Consider the following 21,382-nt stretch of genomic DNA (forward strand, 5'->3'; position numbering starts at 1 on the left):
GAGAGAAGGAGCGCAGCGACTGAACGGAGGAGTGAAGAAGCGAGCCTGCGGGGGCCGCGAACCGCGCCGCGACGAAGGAGCGGCGCAAGATGGTCACAGTAGGCTGGGCGGGTGGCTGAGCAGAAACCCGGCGAGAAGAACGCGGCGAATACCGGCGAGGCGGCGCCGAATACGGTGCGCGGGGCGGGTGCGCTGGTGACGCTCGAGGGCGCGCTGGGCATGGTCGCCGTGGTGGTTCTGCTGGTGATGGGCCTGAACGGGTCCGCGCAGAGCGCCAAGAACAGTTATCTCACCGCGGGTTACGGGGTGATCGTCGGCGGTGCGGTGCTGGCGGCGGGTATCGGGCTGCTGCGCGGGCGGCGTTGGGGCCGGGCCATCGCGGTGATCACGCAGCTGCTGTTGCTCGGCGTGGCCTGGTACATGATCACCTCGGACCGCTGGGATCTGGCGGTGCCGTTCGGTGCGGTGTCGCTGGGAACCCTGGTGTTGCTGTTCGCCCCGGCCTCCAATCGCTGGATGGCGGCCGGGTACGACATCGCGCCGGAGTAGGCGTCCTCAGCCGGGCGTAATTCCCGGCTGAATGCCTCGTAGAGCGCTTTTGGACGCTTGACCTATCCAGGGGAAACCGGATCGGGTCAGTCGTCCGCGTGCGCGGCCAATCGGGCGAGTGCGCCACCCGCCAGGCGGTAGCCGGTCCACTCGTCCTGCGCCACCGCGCCGATCGAGCGGTAGAAGTTGATGGACGGCTCATTCCAATCCAGCACCGACCAGTCGACCCGGGAGTACCCCTGTTCGACCGCCTCGCGCGCCAGCGCCGCGAGCAGATCGCGGCCGAAGCCGAGCCCGCGGGTCTCCGGCTTGACGTACAGGTCCTCCAGATAGATCCCGTGCACACCGGTCCAGGTGCTGTAGTTCAGGAACCAGATGGCGCAGCCGACCACACCCGAATCGCCGGGGCCCTCGGCCACATGCGCGAAGACCGCCGGGTTCGGGCCGAACAGCGCGGTCTCCAACTGCTCTTCGGTGAGCGTGCACTCGCTGCGCAGCTTCTCGTATTCGGCGAGGTCGTAGACCAGGCCCACCAGGGCCGGGATATCGGCGGGCGTGGCGCGGCGAATCATCGATCAGTCCCTTCGAGCTGCGGAACCAGGTTGTGCGCGAGCACGGTTCGAGCCTGGTAGTCGTACCCCAGCACGGTAACGGCGGCGGTGGACAGGAAGAATCGCCGCCCCTCGACCACGTCGAACTCGGCCCAGCGCGCGATCAGCACCCGGGAGAAGTGACCGTGCCCGACCAGCACCACATCGCGGGTGGCGAGTTCGGGAATGACCGTTGCCAGCACATGATCGGCGCGTTTGCGGACCTGCCCGGCGGTCTCGCCCTCGGGGGTGACACCGGTCCAGACAGTCCAGTCGGGGGACATGCGCTGGATTTCCAGGGTGGTGAGCCCCTCGTATTCGCCGTAATCCCATTCGACCAGATCGTCGTCGATATGGACGTCGGTCAAACCGGCCAATTCGGCGGTGCGCAGGGCGCGGCGGCGGGGACTGCTGAATACCAGTGGATCGCGCAGGCCGAGCCCTGCCAGCAATTTCCCGGCGGCGAGGGCCTGCTCCTCCCCGTTGGGGGTCAGTGGAATATCGGTGCGCCCGGTATGGCGGCGCGCGGCCGACCACTCCGTCTCACCGTGTCGTAGCAATATCAGCCGTTTTTCGGGTGCGGACACGTACTCGATCATGCCCGACAATCCGCTCGACCCGGGCGGCGGCGCACGGAAATCGACCCGGTGGAAAAGCTGGACCGCCGGAACGATCGCGCGTGAAAGCGGTCGTGGCCGTATGGGATGGCGCGGTTATCCCGTACCGAGGGCGTAGAGCTTGCCGCCGCGCAATTCCAGCACGGAGCCGCCGATGGCCGCGAGGGAGATCGGCTCATTGTGATAGTCGCTGCGCTGCAACGTGATTCGCCCGGTGGCCGCACCGGTGGTGGGGTCCAGGGCGCGCAGACCGTCGGGGGAGGGGACCAGCAGTTGGCCGGACATCAGGGTGGGGGTGCCGAGCACATTCCCGGCGACCCACATGACGTCGAAGGTGGTGGCGTTCAAGGCGATCAGGGTGTTGCCGGTGAAGACGAACCACTCCGAGCTCAAATGACTCACCAGGGCGTTGTCCGGCAGTGGGGCCGCAAGCTGGTGAATGGCAAGGGGATTGCCGGAGATATCATAAACCGCGAATTGCGGTGGGCTGGTGCCCATTCCGGGCAGGTAGAGTGCGATTCGACTGTCCGACACCGCGATTACCCGTGCGCTCTCGGAGGCGCCGCCGGATTCGGTGAGTACATGGGTGCTGTACTCCTCGGGGGTGGTGCCGTCCTTCGGAGCCGGATTCAGCACGGTCAGGCGGTCGGCGGTGTCCTTGGGGCAGCGCTCCAGTACCGCGATCCGGCTGGGGGCCGAGGCCGCCGACAGCAGGCGGCAGTCGGTACGCGGCTGGGTGCGCGGATTCACCGGGGCGTCGACCTTGCCGTACTCCAGGGTGCGCACCAGATCCGAACGCCACACCTCGAGCCGGTCCGGGCCCTGCGCGAGGGTGTAGGTGCCGTCCACCGAGAGTTCGACGGTGTCGTCCATATAGCTGGAGCGGGCGGTGATGCGCGCCCCGGTCTCGGCATTGAGCAGCGTGGTCTGGCTGCAGCCGCGCTGATCGCGGTAGGTGGCGATGATGGTGCCGAATTGGGATTCGATACCGCACAGCGGCATATCCCGCTGGTACTTCCACACCTGTTCACCGGTGCGCGGATCGCGTCCGGTGACGGTGCCCCCGTCCGCGGTGACCGCCACCCCGCCGTTGGTGATCGCCCGCGCACTCGCGGTATCGGGCGAATTCCACAGCTCGCGCAGGGTGGCGGGCAACTGCTCGGGAGTCGGTGGCGCGGAGAGCGTCTGATCGGTGGTCACCGATTCGGTGCCCCGCGCATCACTGGTCCAACAAATCACCGCTGTCGCGATCACCAGCAGAATGGCGATCGCGACAGCGGTGAGAATATCGGCGCGCGTTCGCCGCTCGGGTGCGAGCACGACAGCGAGAGTAGCCGATCCGGACGGTTACGCCGAGGCGGCTACCTTCCGGGTCCGCTTCTTGGCGGCTGCCTTCGGAGCCTCGACCTCGACAACCTCGGTCTTGCCGCTCTTGGCCCGTGACTTCTTGGCGGGAGCCTCGACCTCGGCGGCCTTGCCGGCCTTCTTGCGTGCGGGAGCCTTGCCGGGCTCAGCCGAAACCTCAACCGCCGCAGCGGTCTTGGCAGTGCGCTTACGAGCGGCCTTGACCGGCTCGGCGGCCACGGCGGCAGCCGAACCGTTGGTGGACGCCTTGGCGGCCTTCTTCTTGGCCGGAGCCTTGACCGGTTCAGCCGTGACCTCGGCCGCCGGAGCAGCCTTGGCGCCCTTGCGGGTCGCCTTCACCGGTTCGGCGACAACCTCGGCCGCGGCCTTGGTGGCGCGCTTGCGCGCCGGAGCCTTGACCGGCTCGGCCGGAACCTCGACTGCCGCGGCCTTCTTGGCGGCGGCCTTCCGAGCGGTCTTCACCGGTTCGGCGACAACCTCGGCGGCGGCCGAACCGTTGGCGGCGGCCTTGGTGGCCCGCTTGCGAACGCTCTTGACCGGCTCGGCCGGGACCTCGGCCACCGCGGCGGTCTTGGCGGCGGCCTTGCGAGCGGCCTTGACCGGCTTGGCGGCGGTGTCGGCGGTTGCCGATTCAGCGGCCGATTCGGTGGCGGCCTTGGTGGCGCGCTTGCGCGCCGGAGCCTTCACCGGCTCGGCCACGGCGGCCTCCGGAGCCGCGGCGGCTTTGGCGGCCCGCTTGCGCGCGGGAGCCTTGACCGGCTCTGTGGTCTCCGTCGCGGCGGTGACCGGGTCGCCGGAGGCCGTTGCGGCGGTGGCGGAGCCGTTCACCGTGACATCGGGGCTGGCCACCGGGCGGCTGGCCCGGCGACGGCCCGTGCTCTTCACGGGGGCAGCCGCGCCCTCCGCGGTGGCGTTCGCTGCGACCGGATCGCCGGAAACTCCCGCGGCAGTGGTGGATTCGTTCGCCACGTCACCGGGTGCCAATGCCGGGCGGCTGGCCCGGCGGCGGCCGGTCGCCCTGGCGGGCGCGGCACTGGTGGCCTCCGCCTCGGCGCCCTGCGCGGCCGGGGTGCCGGTGCCGTTGGTGGCGGCGACCGCCGTATCGGTGGCGACCGGAGTCACCGCTTCGACGGGGTTGCCGTTCACCGGTTCGGCGGCGGGCTTGTCGGCGCGGCGGGCGCGGGTGCGCTTCGCCGGTGCGGTGGCCGGAGCCGTCTCGGTTCCGGCAGCCGCCGAATCCGATTCGGGGGCTGCGGAATCCGTGGCCGGGGTGTCGATGGCGGGTGCCGAACCGTTGGTGCTCTCGCTCGAGCGGACCCGGCGGGTGCGGGTGCGCTTGGCGGGTGCGCCGGTCTCGGCCGAATCTGCCACGGCAGCGGCGGAATTCGCTGTTGCCTCGGCCGGTTCGGCGAAAGCGGCTGCCGGGGTACCGGTTTCAGCGGCGTGGCTGAAGGTGACGGCGGCCGGAGCCTCGGCGATCGGGGTGGCGGCCGACACCTCGGCGGCAATCGAACCTTCGTTGGTGCCGGTCGAAACCTCGGCGGTGGTTACCGAATCCGTGGTGCTGCCGTTCGCGAACTCGCCGTTGTTGCTCGCACCATTGATGTCGGCGGAGCCACGGTTACGGCGGTTGCGGTTGCGGCGACGGCCCTCGCGCACCGGGGCGTCGGTCGACGCGGCGGTGTTGTTCGGCTGCGCCGCGGTGTCGGTCGCTTCGGCCGGGTTGGCTTCGACGGCCGAGGCGGTGTCGCCGGTGGTCTCGGTGGAAACCGTTGTGGCGGTGGCATTGTCGGAGCCGCCACGACCGCGGCGGCGACGGCGGCGACGGCCGGGCTTGTCGGAGCCCTCGGCGTTCGACGCGCTGCCATTGCCATTGGCGGCATTGCCGTTCACGGGCGTGCCATCGGCGGTGCCGCTGTGCAGCGCGGTGCCGTTGACGGTGCTGCCGTTGACCGAATTTCCGTTGGTGGCAGTCGAATTCGAGGTCGTCTCCACCGCATCGCCGGTGCGAGCGCCACGGGTGCGCTTGCGGTTGCGGTTACGCGGGGCGCGGGCTTCGCGCTCGACGACGACCGCTTCCTCATCGCGGACGGCCGGGCGCTTGCGCACCTGGCCGGTGGATCCGGCGGGGATGCCGAGGTCGGCGAACAGGTGTGCGGAGCTGGAGTACGTCTCGACCGGTTCGGGCATACCGAGCTTCAGCGCCTGGTCGATGGAGGCCCAGCGCTTGAGCTCATCCCAGTCGACCAGCGTGACCGCGACGCCGGTGCGGCCCGCGCGACCGGTGCGGCCGATGCGGTGCACGTAGGTCTTCTCGTCCTCGGTGCACTGGTAGTTGATGACGTGCGTGACATCGTCGATATCGATACCGCGCGCGGCGACATCGGTGGCGACGAGCACGTCGATCTTGCCCTCACGGAACTTCTTGAGTGCCTTCTCGCGGGCGATCTGCCCGAGGTCGCCGTGTACCGCGCCGACGGAGAAGCCGCGTTCGGCCAGATCGTCGGCGACCTTCTGCGCGGTGCGCTTGGTGCGCGCGAAAATCATTGTCGCGCCACGGGTTTCGGCCTGCAGAATGCGGGCGACGACCTCGCTCTTGTCCAAAGCGTGTGCGCGGTAGGCGAACTGGGTGATGCGGTCGGTGATGGTGGAGTCGTGCGGCTCCTCGGCCCGAATGTGCGTGGGCCGGTTCAGGAACGTACGCGCCAGCGTGATGATCGGTCCCGGCATGGTGGCCGAGAACAGCATGGTCTGACGCTGGTCCGGGACCATGTTCAGAATGCGCTCGATATCGGGCAGGAAGCCCAGGTCGAGCATCTCGTCGGCCTCGTCGAGCACCAGCACCTGGACCTTGCCCAGGATCAGATGTCCCTGTTCGGCCAGGTCGAGCAGGCGTCCGGGGGTGCCGACCACGACATCGACGCCGTCGCGCAGCGCGGCGATCTGGGTGTCGTACGGCCGTCCGCCGTAGATGGAGGTGACGCGCAGCGGTCGGCCCTCATGGGTCTTGACGTGCTTGCTGGCGTTCTCGAGATCGGAGGTGACCTGCATGCACAGCTCACGCGTCGGCACGATGACCAGTGCGCGCGGAGTGCCGTCCAGCGGAATGGTTCCCGAGGTCTGTGAGGCGATGCGGTGCAGCAGTGGCACACCGAAGCCGAAGGTCTTGCCCATACCGGTGCGGGCCTGACCGATGAGGTCTTCACCGGCCAGCGCGAGCGGCAGGGTGAGTTCCTGAATCGCGAAGGTGCGTTCGATGCCGATTTCGCCGAGCGCGCGCACGATCTCGGGGTTCACGCCCAGTTCGGCGAAGGTGGGGGCGGTGTGGGTTTCGTCGAGCTCCGCGGTCAGCAGCGTGTCGGCCACTCCGGGTTCCTGCTCTACGGTGATCTTGCTCAGGGTACGTGCCTTCCTCGTTTTATCGCGTCTCGCGCGCACGAGGTGTGGGGCGGACCGGTCGGTCCGCGCTGCCACTCGAGCCGCTCATCCTGTCGCCGCTGCGGGATACCCTTTCGGGCATCGACCTGGCGCGGCGGACAAAGTCGCGGATCGGAGTGCGCGCACATTTTCCGTGGACTACGGCCGCCCGAGCACCGGTTCACGGTGTATCCGGCAAACTCGATCGGGCGAAAATTTCCGTTGTCTGCGGAGATTGTAGCGTGATACGGTCTTCCACCATTTTCCTGCCACCGCAATTGCCCGCGATATTGTGCCGATTCGCGTGATTGTACGGTTTACCCGGTTCGTGCCGCCGGTCTTCGCAGCCGCGTTAAGGATTGTGCCGCACCGGGATTGGCTCGGCCGGGGGTCGAGTCCACCAGGTCGGAAGTTGGATTGCTCACATAGGTGTTACAAGATGTAGCAGTATGTGCGAAGTTGTGCGGGTGAGCTTGGCAGACACCGTGAGCACCGCCGCGCGCAATGCGTGGGCCCTGACCTTCGGCGCCGGAATCGGGGTACCCGAACCCACGCCGTCAACGGTCCTTTCCGATGCGCCGCACCGGGAATTGCGCCGCTATGACGGCGCCGCGGCGGGCGATCCGGCGGTGCTGCTGGTGCCGCCGCTGGCCGCACCGGCATTCTGTTTCGATCTGAGCCCGGAGCAGAGCATGGCCCGGTTCCTGTTGGAGTCCGGCCGTGCGCCCTACCTGGTCGACTACGGCGACATCACCTTCGACGATCGCCGTATGGGCTTCGAGGATTGGATCGACGACATCCTGCCCGAGGCGATTCGCCAGGTCTCCGCCGATCGCGGCGGTCAACCGGTGGATCTGGTGGGCTGGTCCATCGGCGGCGTGCTGGCGCTGCTGACCGCGGCCGCCGATCCGACGCTGCCGATCCGCTCCATCACCGCGGTCGGGGCCCCGCTGAGCTACAACCACATGGTGGGCGTGCGGGAATTGCGCGCACTGGCTCGCCTCGACGGCGGCCGTACCGCGACGGCCGCGATTCGCGCTGTCGGCGGCGTCTCGGCGCAGCTGACCCGGATCGCCTATCGCGCCACCGCATGGGATCGAGAACTCAAGCGCCCCTTCTTCATTGCGAGCAATCTGACCGATACCGCCACGCTGGAGCGGATGGAGACGATCGACCGTTTCCAGAACTCGCTGCCCGGATATCCGGGGCGTTTCTACAACCAGCTGTGGGGCCGGTTCATGTTGAACAATGACATCGGCAAGGGTGTGGTGCGTTTCGGCGATCGCGAAATCGCGCTCGCCGATGTCACTGTTCCGGTGCTGCTGGTCGGCGGGCCCACCGATGCGATTACCGCGGCCGCCGCGGTGGAGCACGGCACGGTCACGCTGACCGGATCACCGCAGGTGCGGTACGAGACCGCACCCGGTTCTCACCTCGGCATTCTGATCGCCCGGGAAACCACCTGGTCGTACCTGGACAAATTCCTGCGGGATTTCGCCTAAATCCCGGGAATCGTTGGGAACGGCCGTCTTTCGGGCCATGACTCCTGGGTCAGGGTGCCCAGCCGGTACTTGGGCACCAGGACGTCGGCGATCTCGCGGCCGATGAGTTCGTACACCGCCTGGGTGGGGTGTGCGAGATCGCTGGTGGTGAGCGCCCTGCGGATGGCGGGCGGAGTCGGATCGGTCATGCCGAGGTACAGCACCGGTCCGTGATCCTGAGCCAGCGGCGTGAGGTTGAACTGCTTCGGATTGTTCGAGACGACCTGCATCCATTCGGACATGGGCACGAAGGAGATATTCGGTGCGAACGCGCCGAGTCCGTCTTTGGGCGGTACCCAATGCGCGGCCAGCTGGCGCAGGGCGGCGTTGAACGCCTCGACATTGCGCACCGCCTTGGCCACCGAGTCCTCGCCTTTGTCGGCGGCCTTGTCCTGGAAGCGGATCGAGACCAGCGGACTGGGCAGATCGATCAGGACGAAGTGCTCGAAGGACGGGTTGGTCGGGAACGAATCGCAGATCTCGTTGACCAGTTCATTGATCTCGCGCACCAGTGGCCGCACGCCGGTGCCGGGTCTATCGGTCGTTCCCGGATTGTCCGGGACCTCGCGCTTGGCGGTGATGAGATCGTTGAGCCCGATCCAGATGATGTGCAGGGTGTGCCCGGTGACGAACTGATTCTGTTCGATCAGCTTGCGGCGGGCATTGATGTAGGTCGAGACCTGATCCTTCAGATATCCGAGCGCACCGGCCTTGGGCTTCCAGTCCGAGGCCGCGATGGCGCCGCCCTCGGCGTAGTTGGCGTATTTCACCGGTGCGAGATCGCCGAAGTCGGTGCGCAGGATCAGTGAATCGGTGGTCAGCGTGCGATGTGGTGCGGTGGCGTACTCGGTGTTCTTCTTATCGCCGCGGATGAGTGGTTCCCCGCCCATCCATTCGACGAGGTAGTCGGCCCAGTTCTTGCCGTCGCTGTAGCGACCGACCTCATTGGTGCGCATCATGCCGGCGGCGCGGGCGAACATTCCCGCGGGCGCTTCGCGCTTGATGCCGATATCGGACAGGCTGTCGCCCAGGACGATGAGATTCTGAATTGCTGTGGGCATGTGAGTTCTCCGCCGGTGTTCCGTACCGGTAGCCCCGCATCTTATCGGGCAAGGCATCGGTGTGATCATGAAAATTGTTGTGGCACAGTACTTTCCGAGCTATTCGAGAGTACGCCGGGTGATGTGTCACCGATGGGTGAATGGCGTTCATCCGCGCGGACTAGGGTGTGGTTCATGGGAGCAAATTCGTCTACCGCGCTGGGCGACGCATCGGAATCTGCCGACGCGCGGATCGCCGCCACACATCCCGGGGTCGCCGACCTCTTCGCGGTCCTCGCCTACGGTGAGATCTCCGCCTTCTACCGTCTGGCCGAAGAGGCCAAATTGTCGCCGTCGCTGCGCGGCAAGGTCGCCGTCGCCAAGATGGCGGCCAATGAGATGGGTCATTTCGAGACCCTCGAGAAAGCGCTCGCCGAACGCGGTGCGGATGTCTTCGACGCCATGGCCCCGTTCGTGCGCGCACTGGACGCCTATCACGCCTCCACCGACCCCTCCACCTGGTTGGAGTCGATGGTGAAGTTCTACGTCGGTGACGGCATCGCCGCCGACTTCTACACCGAGATCGCCGGCGCTCTGGCTCCCGAGGTCGCCGCGGTGGTGCGTGATGTGCTGGCCGAGACCTCGCATTCGGAGTTCGTCATCGAGGAGGTGCGGACCGCGGTCGCGCAGAACCGTTCCGAGCGGGATCGGCTGACGCTGTGGGGTCGCCGCCTGCTGGGTGAGGCGATCACGCAGGCGCAGTATGTGATGGCGCAGCGCGATGAGCTGACCGAACTGGTGCTCACCGCCACCGGTGATCTGAACGGTATCGCGACGCTCTTCGAGCACATGCAGGACAGTCATGCCGAGCGGATGCGGGTGCTCGGGCTGGGTTAACCGGGCTAGTTCGCTCTCAGCGCAGGGCGGTCGCTGCCGGTGGGCGCGCCCCCTGCACTAGCCTTGGCGAAGACAGCACAGGACTCTAGGTTCGGAGGTTGGCCGTGGAGGTCAAGATCGGTATTTCGGATAGCCCGCGTGAGCTGATCATCAACAGCGCGCAGACTCCCGCCGAGGTGGAGGCGCTGGTCACCGGTGCGCTCGAGGGTGCGAGCGGCGTCGTGGCGCTGACCGACGAGAAGGGCCGCAAGTACCTGATCCAGGCCAACAAGGTCGCCTACGTGGAGATCGGTGCGCCGTCCGCGGGCCGCGTCGGATTCGCGGCTGTCTAAAGACCGCACAAGCACCAAAAGCAATTGCCCCGTTGAGAATTCTCAACGGGGCAATTGCTTTTGGTCTTATTTCAATCGATCGGATGCAGCGGGACGCGGGACAGGCCGCCCCAGCAGAGCGAGACCGCGGTGTCGACGGCCTCCTCCTTCGGAATCGGGCGGTCGGCCTCGAGCCAGTAGCGGGCGCTGATCTGACTCGCGCCGACCAGGCCGACGGCGAGGATGCGCGCCCGGTACGGGTCGAGGCCGGAGTCGTGGGCGACGAGGTCGAAGACCGCGTCCACGCAGGATTCGGTGGCCTGTTCGACGCGGCGCTGCACCTGCGGCTCATTGGTCAGGTCGGACTCGAAAACCAGTCGGAAGCCCTGGGTTTCGTGATCGACGAAGTCGAAGTACGCCTGCACGGCGGCGCGCACACGATGCTTGTTGTCGGTGGTGGAGCGCAGCGCCTGGCGCACACTCGAGACCAGGGCGTCGACATAGTTCTGCAGGACCGCCAGGTACAGCTCGAGCTTGCTCGAAAAGTGCTGGTACAGGACGGGTTTGCTGACGCCCGCGCATTGCGAGATCTCGTCCATCCCGGCGGCGTGATAGCCGCGCAGTACGAAAACTTCTCCGGCGGCGGCGAGCAGCTGTGCGCGACGTGCCTCGCGGGGCAGGCGGGTGCCGCGCTTTGTCGGCGCCATGGCCTCGGATGAACTGCGGTGCGCGGTCATCCGGTCCACGAGGTCAGTCATTTTCCGATCTCCCAGTCGATTCCCGGCGGAAAGGATGTCACCGGGTATCACCCGAACGATACTCGCTCGAGGGGTCGGTGCCGATCCAGGTTCCGAATATTGATGTGCTGGATGTTTGTCGATCCGCACAAGGCTTTGTGGATGCGGCTCGTGTATTCGGCGAGCGCGCTTGCCGCCTCGATTATGCGAGGCCGGTCACAACTGTGTAGCACATGTGCCGATTTGTGAGATCCGTCGCTGTCCCGATGACGGCACCCGAGTGCGTTCGCACGCTCTGTGAGAGTCTGTGAGGGTGACCGACGACGGGGGCAGAGACTCCAAGCGGAAGGGCCGGCCGACCGGCCCGATCTATGATCCGCTCGGGCTGTACACCGAGGGCGCGCCGGCACAGCCGGAGCAAACCGGACAAACGGAACCTCTCGGGCAGTCTGGACTATCCGTTCTCGCCGAGGAGCGCCTGCCGCTTCCGCATCAACCGCTCCGCGCCAGCTGGGATCCGACCGCACAACCCGACGACGCGCGACGCCAGCGTCCCGACCGCGAGACCAAGAAACAGAGCGGGCTGGGCCGCTTCGTCTCCACCTACGGCTGGCGTGCGTACGCACTGCCGGTGTTGCTCGTGGTGACCGTGCTGGTGGCGGTGGACGCCTTCCGCGGCGGCGGTGACAGCGTCGCCGGCGTGCCCGGATTCGGGCGGTTGAGTGAGCACACCGATAAGACCGGCATCATCGGCGCACCGCCCAAGGGTGACGGCAAATTCGCCGCGGACCTGCCCACCGGTGCGGTGCCGGGCGGCGGCCCGTTCACCGATATCGGTACTGGCGCCTGGCATATCGTGCCGGGCACCAGCGCGCAGATCGGGATGGGCTCCGAGCACGTGTTCACCTATACCGTCGAAATCGAGGACGGGGTGGACACTTCCGGGCTCGGTGGGGACACCTCGGTGGGGCGGATGGTCGATGCCACCCTCGCCAATCCCAAGAGCTGGACCCATGATTCGCGATTCGGCTTCCGCCGCATCGACGGCGGGACCCCCGATTTCCGTATCTCGCTGACCTCGCGGGACACCACGCACAAATCGTGCGGGTTCGAGATTCCGATCGACTCGTCCTGCTTCAACGCCGATCTCGGTCGCGTGGTGTTGTCGGAGGTGCGCTGGGTGCGCGGGGCGCTGGCCTTCGAGGGCGATATCGGCTCGTACCGGCAGTACCAGATCAATCATGAAGTCGGCCATGCCATCGGCTATCACGAACATCAGCCGTGTGATGTGGACGGCGGGCTCGCGCCGGTGATGATGCAGCAGACCTTCGGCACCCGCAATAACGACATCGCGACCCTCGATCCGACCGGTGTGGTGCCGATGGACGGGAAGAAGTGCCGCTTCAATTCGTGGCCGTATCCCCGCGCCTAGCTGCTCGGTGACCGCCACCTAGGCTTGGGGAAGAACGGCCCGAGCCGCGGTGTTGCACGTGTGGCCGCGAGTACCGGTGAAGTCGATTGAGGAGTCCGCAAGCGTGACAGCATCGCATCAGTCCCTGCCGCCCCTGGTGGAGCCGGCCGCGGAGCTGACCAAGGACGAGGTCGCCCGCTACAGCCGCCACCTGATCATTCCCGATCTCGGTGTGGTGGGACAGAAACGTTTGAAGAATGCCCGCGTCCTGGTGATCGGCGCCGGTGGACTGGGTTCCCCGGCGCTGCTCTATCTGGCCGCGGCCGGTGTGGGCACGCTCGGCATCGTCGAGTTCGACGAGGTCGACGCCTCGAACCTGCAACGCCAGATCATTCACGGTGAATCCGATATCGGCCGTTCCAAGGCGGACAGCGCCCGCGACTCGATTCTGGAGATCAACTCCGGAATCAATGTGGAGCTGCACAAGATTCGCCTGGAACCCGATAACGCGATCGAGCTGTTCTCCCGGTACGACCTGATCGTCGACGGCACCGACAACTTCGCCACCCGCTACCTGGTCAACGATGCCGCCGTGCTGGCGGGCAAGCCGTACGTGTGGGGTTCGATCTACCGCTTCGAGGGCCAGGTCTCGGTCTTCTGGGAAGACGCCCCCGACGGCCGCGGCATCAACTACCGCGACCTCTACCCCGAGGCCCCGCCGCCGGGCATGGTCCCCTCCTGCGCCGAGGGCGGCGTCCTGGGCGTGCTGTGCGCGTCGATCGGTTCGATCATGGTCAACGAGGCGATCAAACTGATCACCGGCATCGGCGACCCGCTGCTGGGCCGCCTCATGGTCTACGACGCACTCGACATGACCTACCGCACCATCAAGCTCCGCCGCGATCCGGAGCGTGAGCCCATCATCGAACTCATCGACTACGACGCCTTCTGCGGCGTGGTCTCCGAGGAAGGCCAAGCCGCGGCCATCGGCTCCACCGTCACCGCCCGCGAGCTGAAGGAGATGCTCGACGCGGGCAAGGACGTAGCCATCATCGACGTGCGTGAACCAGTCGAATGGGACATCGTGCGTATCGAGGGCGCAACCTTGATTCCCAAGGACCGCATCCTCACCGGTGAGGCACTGGCCGAGCTGCCACAGAACACCCCGATCGTGTTGCACTGCAAGACAGGTATCCGTTCTGCGGAAGCACTGGCGGCACTGAAGAACGCGGGCTTCTCCGACGCCACCCACCTCCAGGGCGGAATCATCGCCTGGGCCAACCAGATTGACCCGTCCCTGCCGGTTTACTAAGTCGCGGAACCGAACTCACCGCCGGTGACCCCGGCGGTGAACGCGTCCCACTCACCTGGGCTGAAGATCAGCGCCGGTCCGGTCGGGTTCTTGGAATCGCGAACCCCGACCAGACCCGCATCGAGGAAAGCGACTTCCACGCATTCCTGGCTGCCCCCGCTGCGACTGCTCTTGAACCACCGAGCCCTGGACAGGTCGACGCTCATGCTCATACTCCTTTGCTTGCCGACGCAGCAGGTCTCGGCCTAGAAGCGGTCGAAAGCGCCCCCGGTGACGCCGGTGATGAATGCGTCCCACTCGCTCGGCGTGCAGACCAGTGCCGGGCCGGTGGAGTTCTTCGAGTCTCGAACCCCGACCAGACCTCCATCAAGGAAGGCGACTTCCACGCATTCCTTGCCCGCGGAGCTACGACTGCTCTTGAACCATTGGGCGCGAGAAAGGTCAACGTTCATCCTTGGTCGTCCTTCCTTGCCACCTGACGTAGCAGGCTTCTACTGGTCACGGCGTCCAGTGCGGCGCGTTGGAAAATCGTCCACGCGTCGCGGTACTGCTGAATGTCCGTTTCTCCCTCAAGGTACATGTCGCCGGTGTAGTTCTCGATGTAAATTACGGTTGGCTCTTGGTCGCCGCTTCGAACGGCGGCGAAGTCGAGGATGACGTAGGGGCCGACTGGAGTGCCTACGGGCAGACCGGCTTTGAACGGAAGTACTCGGACACTGACGTTCGGCCGGGTGCCGATGTCAGCGAGGTGCCGGCAACTGGCCCGCCATGATCGCGGGCCCGCCGACCATGGTGTGCAGCACGGACTCCTGTAGCACCACACTGACTTTCGTGGGACTCGATTTCCGGGTGATGATCGTCTGCCGATTCATGCGCAACTCGACGCGGCGAGCCTGCTCCTCCTCGGAGTCGTTCGGAAAGTAGACGCGATCGAGCGCACGGGCGTAGTCGGCGGTTTGGAGCAGTCCGGGAACAATGTCAGGGCGGTAGATATCCATTTGGGTTGCCGAAGTCTCAAGTCCCACATACACATTGAAGCCTTCTGGGATCAAATCACCGAAGGAGTGCCACCAGCTCTTCGCGGCCGCCTGCCGATTGAGGCCGACCATGGCGGCAGTGGTCTCGGCGTTGAAACCCAGTACGCCACACAGTGCTTCGATATCGCGAGCGGTGAGTTTGCCCGTTTCCCCGCGTTCAATCCGCCCCAGCTTGGAGATGCTCCACTCCATCAGGGGCGCAACCTGTTCCAGCGTGAGGTTCGCGTCGAAGCGTCCCCTGCGTAGGTACCGTCCAAGTTGACGCCGTGGCAGTGATGAACCCGATCCGACCTGCGCCGTGATCATCTCCCCAGATTTGTTCAAGCTGGCAATGATGCACGGCCAGAATGACATTCTTCCTGGCGTTTTGCAGTCGTTTTGTGAATTTGTCATTCCGATATTGCCGGTTTTCGCCTCCAATGGTGTGCTGATCAGACGCCCGGCTGAAGCCGAATCCGAGTCCTTCCGCCGATGACCAAGGGGGTCAACGATGTCCAGCAACAAGCAGTGGTCGGTGCAGGCGATCATCGCGCGCATCGAACGCGAGAAGCGGGAGGCCGAGTACGCCACGACCAAGGTCGGCTACTCGGTGCGTGGGCTGTGGTCGTGCTACGCCGATCCCGGCATATTGACTGCCGCACAGGCACATACGGCGATGCAGTGGCATCTCGAATGCGGAGTGGCTACTTGCCGGGTGCGATCGCGGGCGCGCACCGCACTGGTCGCGGCGGGCCGTATGGTCCTCGATTCGCGCGCCGCCCGAACTCCGTCGACCCCCGCGAGATCCCTGCTGACTCTCCTGCGCACCGCGCTGTTCGGTTACACCACACTGTTTCTCGACGGTCGCCATGCCCTGTGACGACACCAATCAAATCGAACTCCAGGTAATCCGAGACGTCCTCGACGTAATCGACGCTCGCCTGCGCGACAGCGAAACCCACGGCTGGCATCTCACCGCCCCCCGCACCCACATCTACGCCGCGGTCCTGCTCGCGGTCATAGTCAGCGCCCGCGAATCCCACCGCATCCCCGCCACTCTGGACCACGCCGCCATCCTCGACGCGATCTTCGACGGCCTCGACCCCCCGATCCCGCAAACGCCCGCCGCCCAGTCGAAGACGCCATCGAATCCCACACTGTCCACCTGAATTGACCAAAGCTCACAACACTTCGCCCACCCCCACCCCCCAAGAACCTGGACGTGCGATCACCAGGAACTCATGGTGGCACTACGCCCAAAATCCCGCCCTCAGTTCCTGGTGATCGCACGTCCAGGACGGTTCCCGATGTGTCGGGTGGTGTGTCGAGGTCTTTGCGAGGTGCCCTTGCGTTGAGGGGGTACTGGTGCAGGATTTTGTCCGGTTTCCCCTGCGTGAGTACCCCCTGATCGATCGTCCAGCTTCTAAAGGTTCCCCCGGCCACCCAGCCGGGCTGGGGCGCGAGTATTCGCGCCTGACCGGTGGTGAAAGCCGGGGACGGTAGGCGAGGTTCCCACTCCGAAAATTCGTGGCCATCTTCCGAACTCCGCTGGAACGTAATGTCCCGTAGGGCACTCGGCTACGAAGGCCCCGGGTACATCCCCGTCGCCTCGTTTCGGACCGCCCGGTTTTCGGCGCGGCATCTGATTCGGGTTGTGTTGCGGCGGTAGCGTACGCGCGTGACCATGACTGCTGTGGAACCTCCCGAGCACGTGCGCTCAACCTTCGGGTTGCGCGAAGCCGCGCCGGTTCCGCTGGGGAACTGGGATGGCGGGTGGCGGTGCGCGGATGTGGTGTTGAGTCCGGTGACCGATCATGCGCGGGCCGCGTGGTCGGCCAAGGTGCGAGAGACGTTGCGGGTGGACGGGGTTCGGCTGGCCCGGCCGGTACGGGCCACCGATGGGCGGTATGTCGTATCGGGGTGGCGGGCGGATACCTATCTCGAGGGGATTCCCGAGCCTCGGCACGATGAGGTGGTTTCGCTGTCGCTGCGACTACATGAGATGACGGCGAAGCTGGAGCGGCCGCGGTTCCTGGCGCAGGCTCCGGTCGCGCCGTGGGTGGATGTGGATGTGTTCGCCGCCGCCGATCGGGCTGCCTGGGAGGCGGTGCCGCTGCGGAGTTTGAAGGTGGGCGGGTTGTTGCCCGCGACCTCGCCGGATGGGGATCGCAGTCTGATGCTGATCACCCAGCTGTCGACCCTGCGCAAGCCGATCGCCACACCGGCGCAACTGGTGCACGGGGACCTGTTCGGCACCGTGTTGTTCCATACCGGTGCCGCCCCGGGGCTCACCGATATCACCCCGTATTGGCGGCCCGCGCCGTGGGCCGCCGCGGTGATCGTGGTCGACGCCCTCTCCTGGGGTGGGGCCGATGACGGGCTGCTGGAGCGCTGGGCGGGACTGCCGGAGTGGCCGCAGATGCTGGTGCGCGCGGTCATGTTCCGGCTCGCCGTGCACGCCCTGCATCCGAGATCGACGCCCGAAGCCTTCCCCGGCCTCGCGCGCACCGCGGACATGATCCGCCTGACCCTGTAACCGAATACCGGTGAAACAACTGTCGCGCCGAGCGAATCGCTCGGCGCGACAGTCATTTTCGGACTCCTCCGAGATGGGGTTCAGGGAGCCCCGCAGAGTTGGGGCTACACGTTGGCGTGTGCGAGTGACGGTGTGCGGCCGGTCGCGAAGGAGGAACGCAGGTAGAACCACCAGGTGACTCCGCCCATGACCAGGAAGGCAACGGCGTAGCCCCAGAACGCCGGCGCCATGCTGCCGAGGTGGATATTGGACAGGCGCAGAGCCTGCTGCAGCACCCACCCGCCGGCCGCTCCTACCGCGCCGATCACGCCGATGGCGGCACCGGCCTGGCGCTTGGCCGAGATGGCGGCGGCTGCCGGGTCCTGGCCGAGTTCGCTTGCGCGCCGTCGGGCTTCGGCGCTGAAGATCATCGGGATCATGCGGTAGACCGAGCCGTTGCCGATCCCGGTGAGCACGAACAGCAGCAGGAACGACAGCAGATAGAGCGGGAAGTTCTTCGCGGACAGCGAGGCCATGATGAGCGCGATCCCGACGGCCATGCCGAGGAACACGTACACCGTGATCTTCGCGCCGCCGACCTTATCGCCGATCCAGCCGCCGAGGGGACGGCTGAACGAGCCGACGAAGGCGCCGAGGAAGGCGAGATTGCCCAGCGTGCCCATCCAACTGATCTTGGCCAGATCCGGGAAGTTGGCCTTCAGCAGGGTCGGGAAGGCGAACGAGAAGCCGATGAACGAGCCGAAGGTGCCGATATACAGGAACGCCACCACCCAGGTGTGCCGATTGCGCAGGGCCAGCCGGTAGGACTCGCCATCGGATTTGGCGGCACTGAGGCTGTCCATGTAGCGCAGCGCGCCCACGATCGCAATGAGCACGAACGGAATCCACACCAGGACCGCCAGCGTGATGCCGAAGCGGTATCCGGCGGCGTCCTTGGCCATGATGTGGGTGCCGAGGGTGATGATCAGCGGAACGATCAACTGGGTCTGTGCCACACCCATATTGCCGCCGGCGGCATTGATGCCCAGGGCCGCGCCCTTCTTCCCCTCGGGGTAGAAGAAGTTGATGTTGGCCATCGACGACGAGAAGTTGCCGCCGCCGACGCCGGCCAGCGCGGCCAGCAGCATGAAGACCCACATGGGGGTGCCGGGCTGGTTCACGAAGTAGACCAGGCCGAGGGTGGGGAACAGCAGCATCCCCGCGCTGAAGATGGTGAAGTTGCGCCCACCGAATTTGGGAATGGCGAAGGTATACGGCACCCGCAGGGCCGCGCCGACCAGGGTGGGCGTCGAGGTGAGCAGCAGGGCATTGCTCACCGCTGCGGGGTTGCCCTTGCCGAGCCCGGCGAGGAAGTCGAATCCGGCCGCGCCCATGGCGGTGACGATGCTGCCCCAGATGACCCAGATGCTGAATCCGAGGTTTTCCGCGAATACCGAGAAGATCAGATTCTTACGGGCCGTCTGTTTGCCGCCGTTTTCCCAGAAGTCACTATTGTCCGGTTCCCAGTGGTCTATCCACCGTCCGCGTTTCTGAAAACTGAAGGCAGGTTTCATTTCCGTGGTGGTCGTCATCAGCAGTGTTCCTCTCGCACGTCGACCGCCCTCATCGTTGTCCTCCGGAATGTGTTCTCGGAGAAGGTCCCTGCGGTCGGATCAACCGTACGAAGGTGTGATTACGCCGACATGGCTTTCGATGACGCCGACGGTAATTCCGGCTCACTTTCCGACAGTGTGCGCGGTGACATTTCGGTTACCCCGAGGATCTATCGAGCCTCCGGGTATTCGGCGATGAGTGAGCCGAGGAAGCAGTTGGCGGTGCGGGCCGCGCGTTCCGGATCGCCGTCGATGACCGCGCGCACCAGGTCCTCGTGTTCGGCGTGGTACGCGTCGGCGGCCTTCTCCGAGTGTGAGCGCATGCCGGCCGCGATGACGGGCAGCAGCGAATCGTAGAACTCCAGATATACCGCGTTGTGGCTGGCGACCACGATGGCGCGGTGTAGTTGCACATCGGCGTCGATAGCGGTCTCGTGGTCGTCGTCCCAAGCGGTGCGGCGTTCGGCGAGGAGTCGCTCCAGGTTCGCGATATCGATGTCATCGCGGCGCTGCGCGGCCAGGGCGGCGGCCGTGGTGTCCAGGGCCTGCCGGAGTTCGAGGATGTCGCGCTGCTGGGCGTCGGCGAAGAACTCGGTGAGGGTGCCGCCGAGGGTGGAGGTGGAGATCACATAGGTCCCGGAGCCCTGCCGACGTTCGACCATGCCCGCGTGCACGAGCGCCTGGACGGCCTCGCGCACGGTATTGCGGCCGGTACCGGTGAGCTCGGTGAGCTCCGGTTCGGTGGGGATACGGGAGCCGACGGGCCAACGGCCGGAACGGATTTCGGCACGCAGCTGCTCGGTCACCTGGGCGATGAGGCTGGTGCGCCGGACTGGTTGCACGTTGCACAGCGTACCGTGCCTCACATTCGTTGCATCACATCATCGGGTCATCCTATGATTTCGTGGTGACTGTGACCTTGAATGAGACGACGGCCCCCGAGCGGGGCCTTACTTCTGTCGACCGGCCGAGCACCGCCGTAGCACCGAAGCAGTCCCATTCGATCGTCGAGCGCAAACGATCTCTGCTCGAGGGGCGACTCCTCGTCCTCGCCGCGATCCTCATGTCCGCGCTCACGCTGCGTATCGCGGTCACCGCCTTCACCCCGCTGGCCGCCCGCATCGGTGATGACCTGCGGTACTCCACCGCCATCGTCGGCGTCTTCGGCATGATCCCGACCGCCATGTTCGCCGTCGCGGGCCTGCTGACCCCGATCATGTCGCGTCGTTTCGGCCTGGAGGCCACCGCGCTGATCGCCATGCTCATGACCGCCGCGGGTACCGCCGTGCGCGCGCTGGTGCCGGAAACCTGGGAGCTGCTGGTCTTCTCGGCGCTCGCGCTGACCGGTATGGGTATCGGCAATGTGGTGATCCCGCCGCTGGTGAAGCGCTACTTCTCCGATCGACTGGCGCTGCTGAGCTCGGTCTACATCGTGCTGGTGCAGCTGGGTACGGTCATTCCCGCGCTGATCGCGGTGCCGGTCGCGGACTCGCACGGCTGGCGGGTGTCGCTGGGCATGTGGGCGATCCTGCCGCTGGCCGCGGTGCTGCCGTGGCTGGGCGTACTACGCATCCGCCGCGATCACGCCCGCCTGGACAGCACCGAACTGCCGCCCGAGCCGATGGAGGCGACCGGTAAGGCGTGGCGTTCACCGCTGGCCTGGGGTATGGCGCTGATGTTCGGCATGACCTCGCTGACCACCTACTCCATGTTCACCTGGATGCCGACGATCTTCTCCGATGCCGGGGCGAGCGCCTCGTTCGGCGGCAGCATGGTGGGCGTTTTCGCGCTCATCGGCTTGGTCGCGGCGCTGAGCGCCCCGATTGTGGTGGGGCGCATGCGTAATCCCTTCCCGGTCGTGATCGCCTGTGCCGCCTTCTTTTTCGCGGGGTTCGCGGGCCTGCTGATCGCGCCCATGAGCGCACCGCTGGTATGGGTGCTGCTGCTGGGTCTGGGCCCGTCGACCTTCCCGATGGCGCTGACGCTGATCAATCTGCGTACCCGTACCTCCGCCGGTTCGGCCGCGCTGTCGGGCTTCACCCAGGGTGTCGGCTACGCCGTGGCATGCATCGGCCCGGTGCTGTTCGGCGCGCTGCACACGATGACCGGAGGTTGGCTGGCGCCGTTCGCCTTCCTTTCGGTGGCGGTGCTGGTTCTGGTCGGCGGTGCGTGGCTGGCGTGCAAGCCGCGCATGCTCGAGGATTCCTGGAATTAATTCACCGTTCGAGTTGCCGGACCGTGAGGTATTCGCCATGCTTTGTGGCAGGGCTCTCATCTCACGGTCCGTAGCGGCGGTTTTCGGTGTTTCGTGACACGCGGAAACCGTTGTGTCACACGGCCGAAACAAACCATTCGATCTCACCTTCGGTACCCGGTATGCGTGAGCAACCGTTGATTTGAAGGTCATTTCGCGCAGCATTGCGGCAATACCGGCTTTCTACCTTTAGGTCA

Annotated in this window: 21 protein-coding genes and 1 pseudogene; 10 read left to right on the forward strand and 12 right to left on the reverse strand. The window is 66.0% G+C overall.

Annotated elements, in window-relative coordinates; all coding sequences use genetic code 11:
- The first annotated feature begins 111 nt into the window (after positions 1-111).
- On the forward strand, positions 112-549 hold the full coding sequence (locus OHB26_RS18280) for a hypothetical protein (protein ID WP_442942970.1): 438 nt from the start codon (positions 112-114) through the stop codon (positions 547-549).
- 86 nt (positions 550-635) lie between these two features.
- Here the strand turns inward: OHB26_RS18280 and OHB26_RS18285 are convergent, their stop codons facing one another.
- The 4 genes and pseudogenes from OHB26_RS18285 to OHB26_RS18300 all read right to left on the reverse strand — a co-directional run.
- Positions 636-1,121: a GNAT family N-acetyltransferase gene (locus OHB26_RS18285; RefSeq protein ID WP_330185351.1), complete on the reverse strand. Its 486-nt coding sequence runs from the start codon at positions 1,119-1,121 to the stop codon at positions 636-638.
- A complete protein-coding gene (locus OHB26_RS18290) occupies positions 1,118-1,738 on the reverse strand; it encodes an acid phosphatase (RefSeq protein ID WP_330185352.1) in 621 nt (206 codons plus the stop codon). Before OHB26_RS18290 ends, OHB26_RS18285 begins: the two co-directional genes overlap by 4 nt.
- 114 nt (positions 1,739-1,852) lie before the next feature.
- On the reverse strand, positions 1,853-3,076 hold the full coding sequence (locus OHB26_RS18295; RefSeq protein WP_330185353.1) for an Rv3212 family protein: 1,224 nt from the start codon (positions 3,074-3,076) through the stop codon (positions 1,853-1,855).
- A gap of 1,779 nt (positions 3,077-4,855) precedes the next feature.
- Positions 4,856-6,520, reverse strand: a pseudogene (locus tag OHB26_RS18300) (DEAD/DEAH box helicase); the annotation flags it as partial.
- A 485-nt stretch (positions 6,521-7,005) separates the two neighbouring features.
- Here OHB26_RS18300 and OHB26_RS18305 point away from each other — a divergent pair.
- On the forward strand, positions 7,006-8,040 hold the full coding sequence (locus tag OHB26_RS18305; protein ID WP_330185354.1) for an alpha/beta fold hydrolase: 1,035 nt from the start codon (positions 7,006-7,008) through the stop codon (positions 8,038-8,040).
- On the opposite strand, the gene OHB26_RS18310 is transcribed toward OHB26_RS18305, so the two are convergent.
- Positions 8,037-9,140, reverse strand: coding sequence for an SGNH/GDSL hydrolase family protein (locus tag OHB26_RS18310; protein ID WP_330185355.1), 1,104 nt, complete (start codon positions 9,138-9,140; stop codon positions 8,037-8,039). The genes OHB26_RS18305 and OHB26_RS18310 overlap by 4 nt on opposite strands.
- A 174-nt stretch (positions 9,141-9,314) precedes the next feature.
- Here OHB26_RS18310 and OHB26_RS18315 point away from each other — a divergent pair, with 174 nt between their 5' ends.
- Positions 9,315-10,016 carry a ferritin-like fold-containing protein gene (locus OHB26_RS18315; protein ID WP_330185356.1) on the forward strand — a complete coding sequence of 234 codons (702 nt, stop codon included), beginning with the start codon at positions 9,315-9,317 and terminating at the stop codon, positions 10,014-10,016.
- Positions 10,017-10,120: 104 nt separating this feature from the next.
- Entirely contained in the window at positions 10,121-10,348 is a 228-nt protein-coding gene (locus OHB26_RS18320; protein ID WP_330185697.1) for a DUF3107 domain-containing protein, read from the forward strand.
- A gap of 71 nt (positions 10,349-10,419) precedes the next feature.
- Here OHB26_RS18320 and OHB26_RS18325 read toward each other — a convergent pair whose 3' ends face one another.
- Positions 10,420-11,085 carry a TetR/AcrR family transcriptional regulator gene (locus OHB26_RS18325; RefSeq protein ID WP_330185357.1) on the reverse strand — a complete coding sequence of 222 codons (666 nt, stop codon included), beginning with the start codon at positions 11,083-11,085 and terminating at the stop codon, positions 10,420-10,422.
- A 292-nt stretch (positions 11,086-11,377) separates the two neighbouring features.
- On the opposite strand from OHB26_RS18325, the gene OHB26_RS18330 reads away from it, so the two are divergent.
- Both OHB26_RS18330 and moeZ read left to right on the forward strand, forming a co-directional pair.
- Positions 11,378-12,496 (forward strand): DUF3152 domain-containing protein, encoded by a 1,119-nt coding sequence (locus OHB26_RS18330; RefSeq protein ID WP_442942971.1) that lies wholly within the window; start codon positions 11,378-11,380, stop codon positions 12,494-12,496.
- 103 nt (positions 12,497-12,599) lie between these two features.
- A complete protein-coding gene (gene moeZ, locus OHB26_RS18335) occupies positions 12,600-13,787 on the forward strand; it encodes an adenylyltransferase/sulfurtransferase MoeZ (protein ID WP_330185358.1) in 1,188 nt (395 codons plus the stop codon).
- Here the strand turns inward: moeZ and OHB26_RS18340 are convergent.
- Genes OHB26_RS18340 through OHB26_RS18355 form a run of 4 tightly spaced genes read right to left on the reverse strand, consistent with a single transcriptional unit; the run spans position 13,784 to position 15,328 of the window.
- Positions 13,784-13,993 (reverse strand): DUF397 domain-containing protein, encoded by a 210-nt coding sequence (locus tag OHB26_RS18340; protein ID WP_330185359.1) that lies wholly within the window; start codon positions 13,991-13,993, stop codon positions 13,784-13,786. The two genes, moeZ and OHB26_RS18340, sit on opposite strands and share 4 nt — an antisense overlap.
- A gap of 39 nt (positions 13,994-14,032) precedes the next feature.
- Positions 14,033-14,239 carry a DUF397 domain-containing protein gene (locus tag OHB26_RS18345; RefSeq protein ID WP_330185360.1) on the reverse strand — a complete coding sequence of 69 codons (207 nt, stop codon included), beginning with the start codon at positions 14,237-14,239 and terminating at the stop codon, positions 14,033-14,035.
- The gene (locus OHB26_RS18350; RefSeq protein ID WP_330185361.1) at positions 14,236-14,610 is read right to left on the reverse strand and encodes a Scr1 family TA system antitoxin-like transcriptional regulator; all 375 of its coding nucleotides are present in this window, start codon (positions 14,608-14,610) and stop codon (positions 14,236-14,238) included. Before OHB26_RS18350 ends, OHB26_RS18345 begins: the two co-directional genes overlap by 4 nt.
- Complete coding sequence (locus OHB26_RS18355) at positions 14,528-15,328, reverse strand: helix-turn-helix domain-containing protein (RefSeq protein WP_330185362.1); 801 nt, start codon at positions 15,326-15,328, stop codon at positions 14,528-14,530. Before OHB26_RS18355 ends, OHB26_RS18350 begins: the two co-directional genes overlap by 83 nt.
- Between OHB26_RS18355 and OHB26_RS18360 the strand changes: the two genes are divergently transcribed.
- The 3 genes from OHB26_RS18360 (at position 15,315) to OHB26_RS18370 (ending at position 17,339) form a co-directional block, all read left to right on the forward strand.
- Positions 15,315-15,683: a hypothetical protein gene (locus tag OHB26_RS18360; protein WP_330185363.1), complete on the forward strand. Its 369-nt coding sequence runs from the start codon at positions 15,315-15,317 to the stop codon at positions 15,681-15,683. The genes OHB26_RS18355 and OHB26_RS18360 overlap by 14 nt on opposite strands.
- On the forward strand, positions 15,673-15,972 hold the full coding sequence (locus tag OHB26_RS18365; protein ID WP_330185364.1) for a hypothetical protein: 300 nt from the start codon (positions 15,673-15,675) through the stop codon (positions 15,970-15,972). The genes OHB26_RS18360 and OHB26_RS18365 overlap by 11 nt, the downstream gene beginning before the upstream one ends.
- 515 nt (positions 15,973-16,487) lie before the next feature.
- Entirely contained in the window at positions 16,488-17,339 is an 852-nt protein-coding gene (locus OHB26_RS18370; protein ID WP_330185699.1) for a TIGR02569 family protein, read from the forward strand.
- Between the two features lie 104 nt (positions 17,340-17,443).
- Here the strand turns inward: OHB26_RS18370 and OHB26_RS18375 are convergent, their stop codons facing one another.
- Positions 17,444-18,910: an MFS transporter gene (locus OHB26_RS18375; protein WP_330185365.1), complete on the reverse strand. Its 1,467-nt coding sequence runs from the start codon at positions 18,908-18,910 to the stop codon at positions 17,444-17,446.
- A gap of 191 nt (positions 18,911-19,101) precedes the next feature.
- Positions 19,102-19,773: a FadR/GntR family transcriptional regulator gene (locus tag OHB26_RS18380; protein ID WP_330185366.1), complete on the reverse strand. Its 672-nt coding sequence runs from the start codon at positions 19,771-19,773 to the stop codon at positions 19,102-19,104.
- Between the two features lie 221 nt (positions 19,774-19,994).
- Here OHB26_RS18380 and OHB26_RS18385 point away from each other — a divergent pair, with 221 nt between their 5' ends.
- Positions 19,995-21,146 carry an MFS transporter gene (locus tag OHB26_RS18385; protein WP_330185700.1) on the forward strand — a complete coding sequence of 384 codons (1,152 nt, stop codon included), beginning with the start codon at positions 19,995-19,997 and terminating at the stop codon, positions 21,144-21,146.
- Positions 21,147-21,382 lie beyond the last annotated feature (236 nt).

The organism is Nocardia sp. NBC_01503 (genome assembly GCF_036327755.1).
In the GTDB taxonomy this organism is placed as follows: domain Bacteria; phylum Actinomycetota; class Actinomycetes; order Mycobacteriales; family Mycobacteriaceae; genus Nocardia.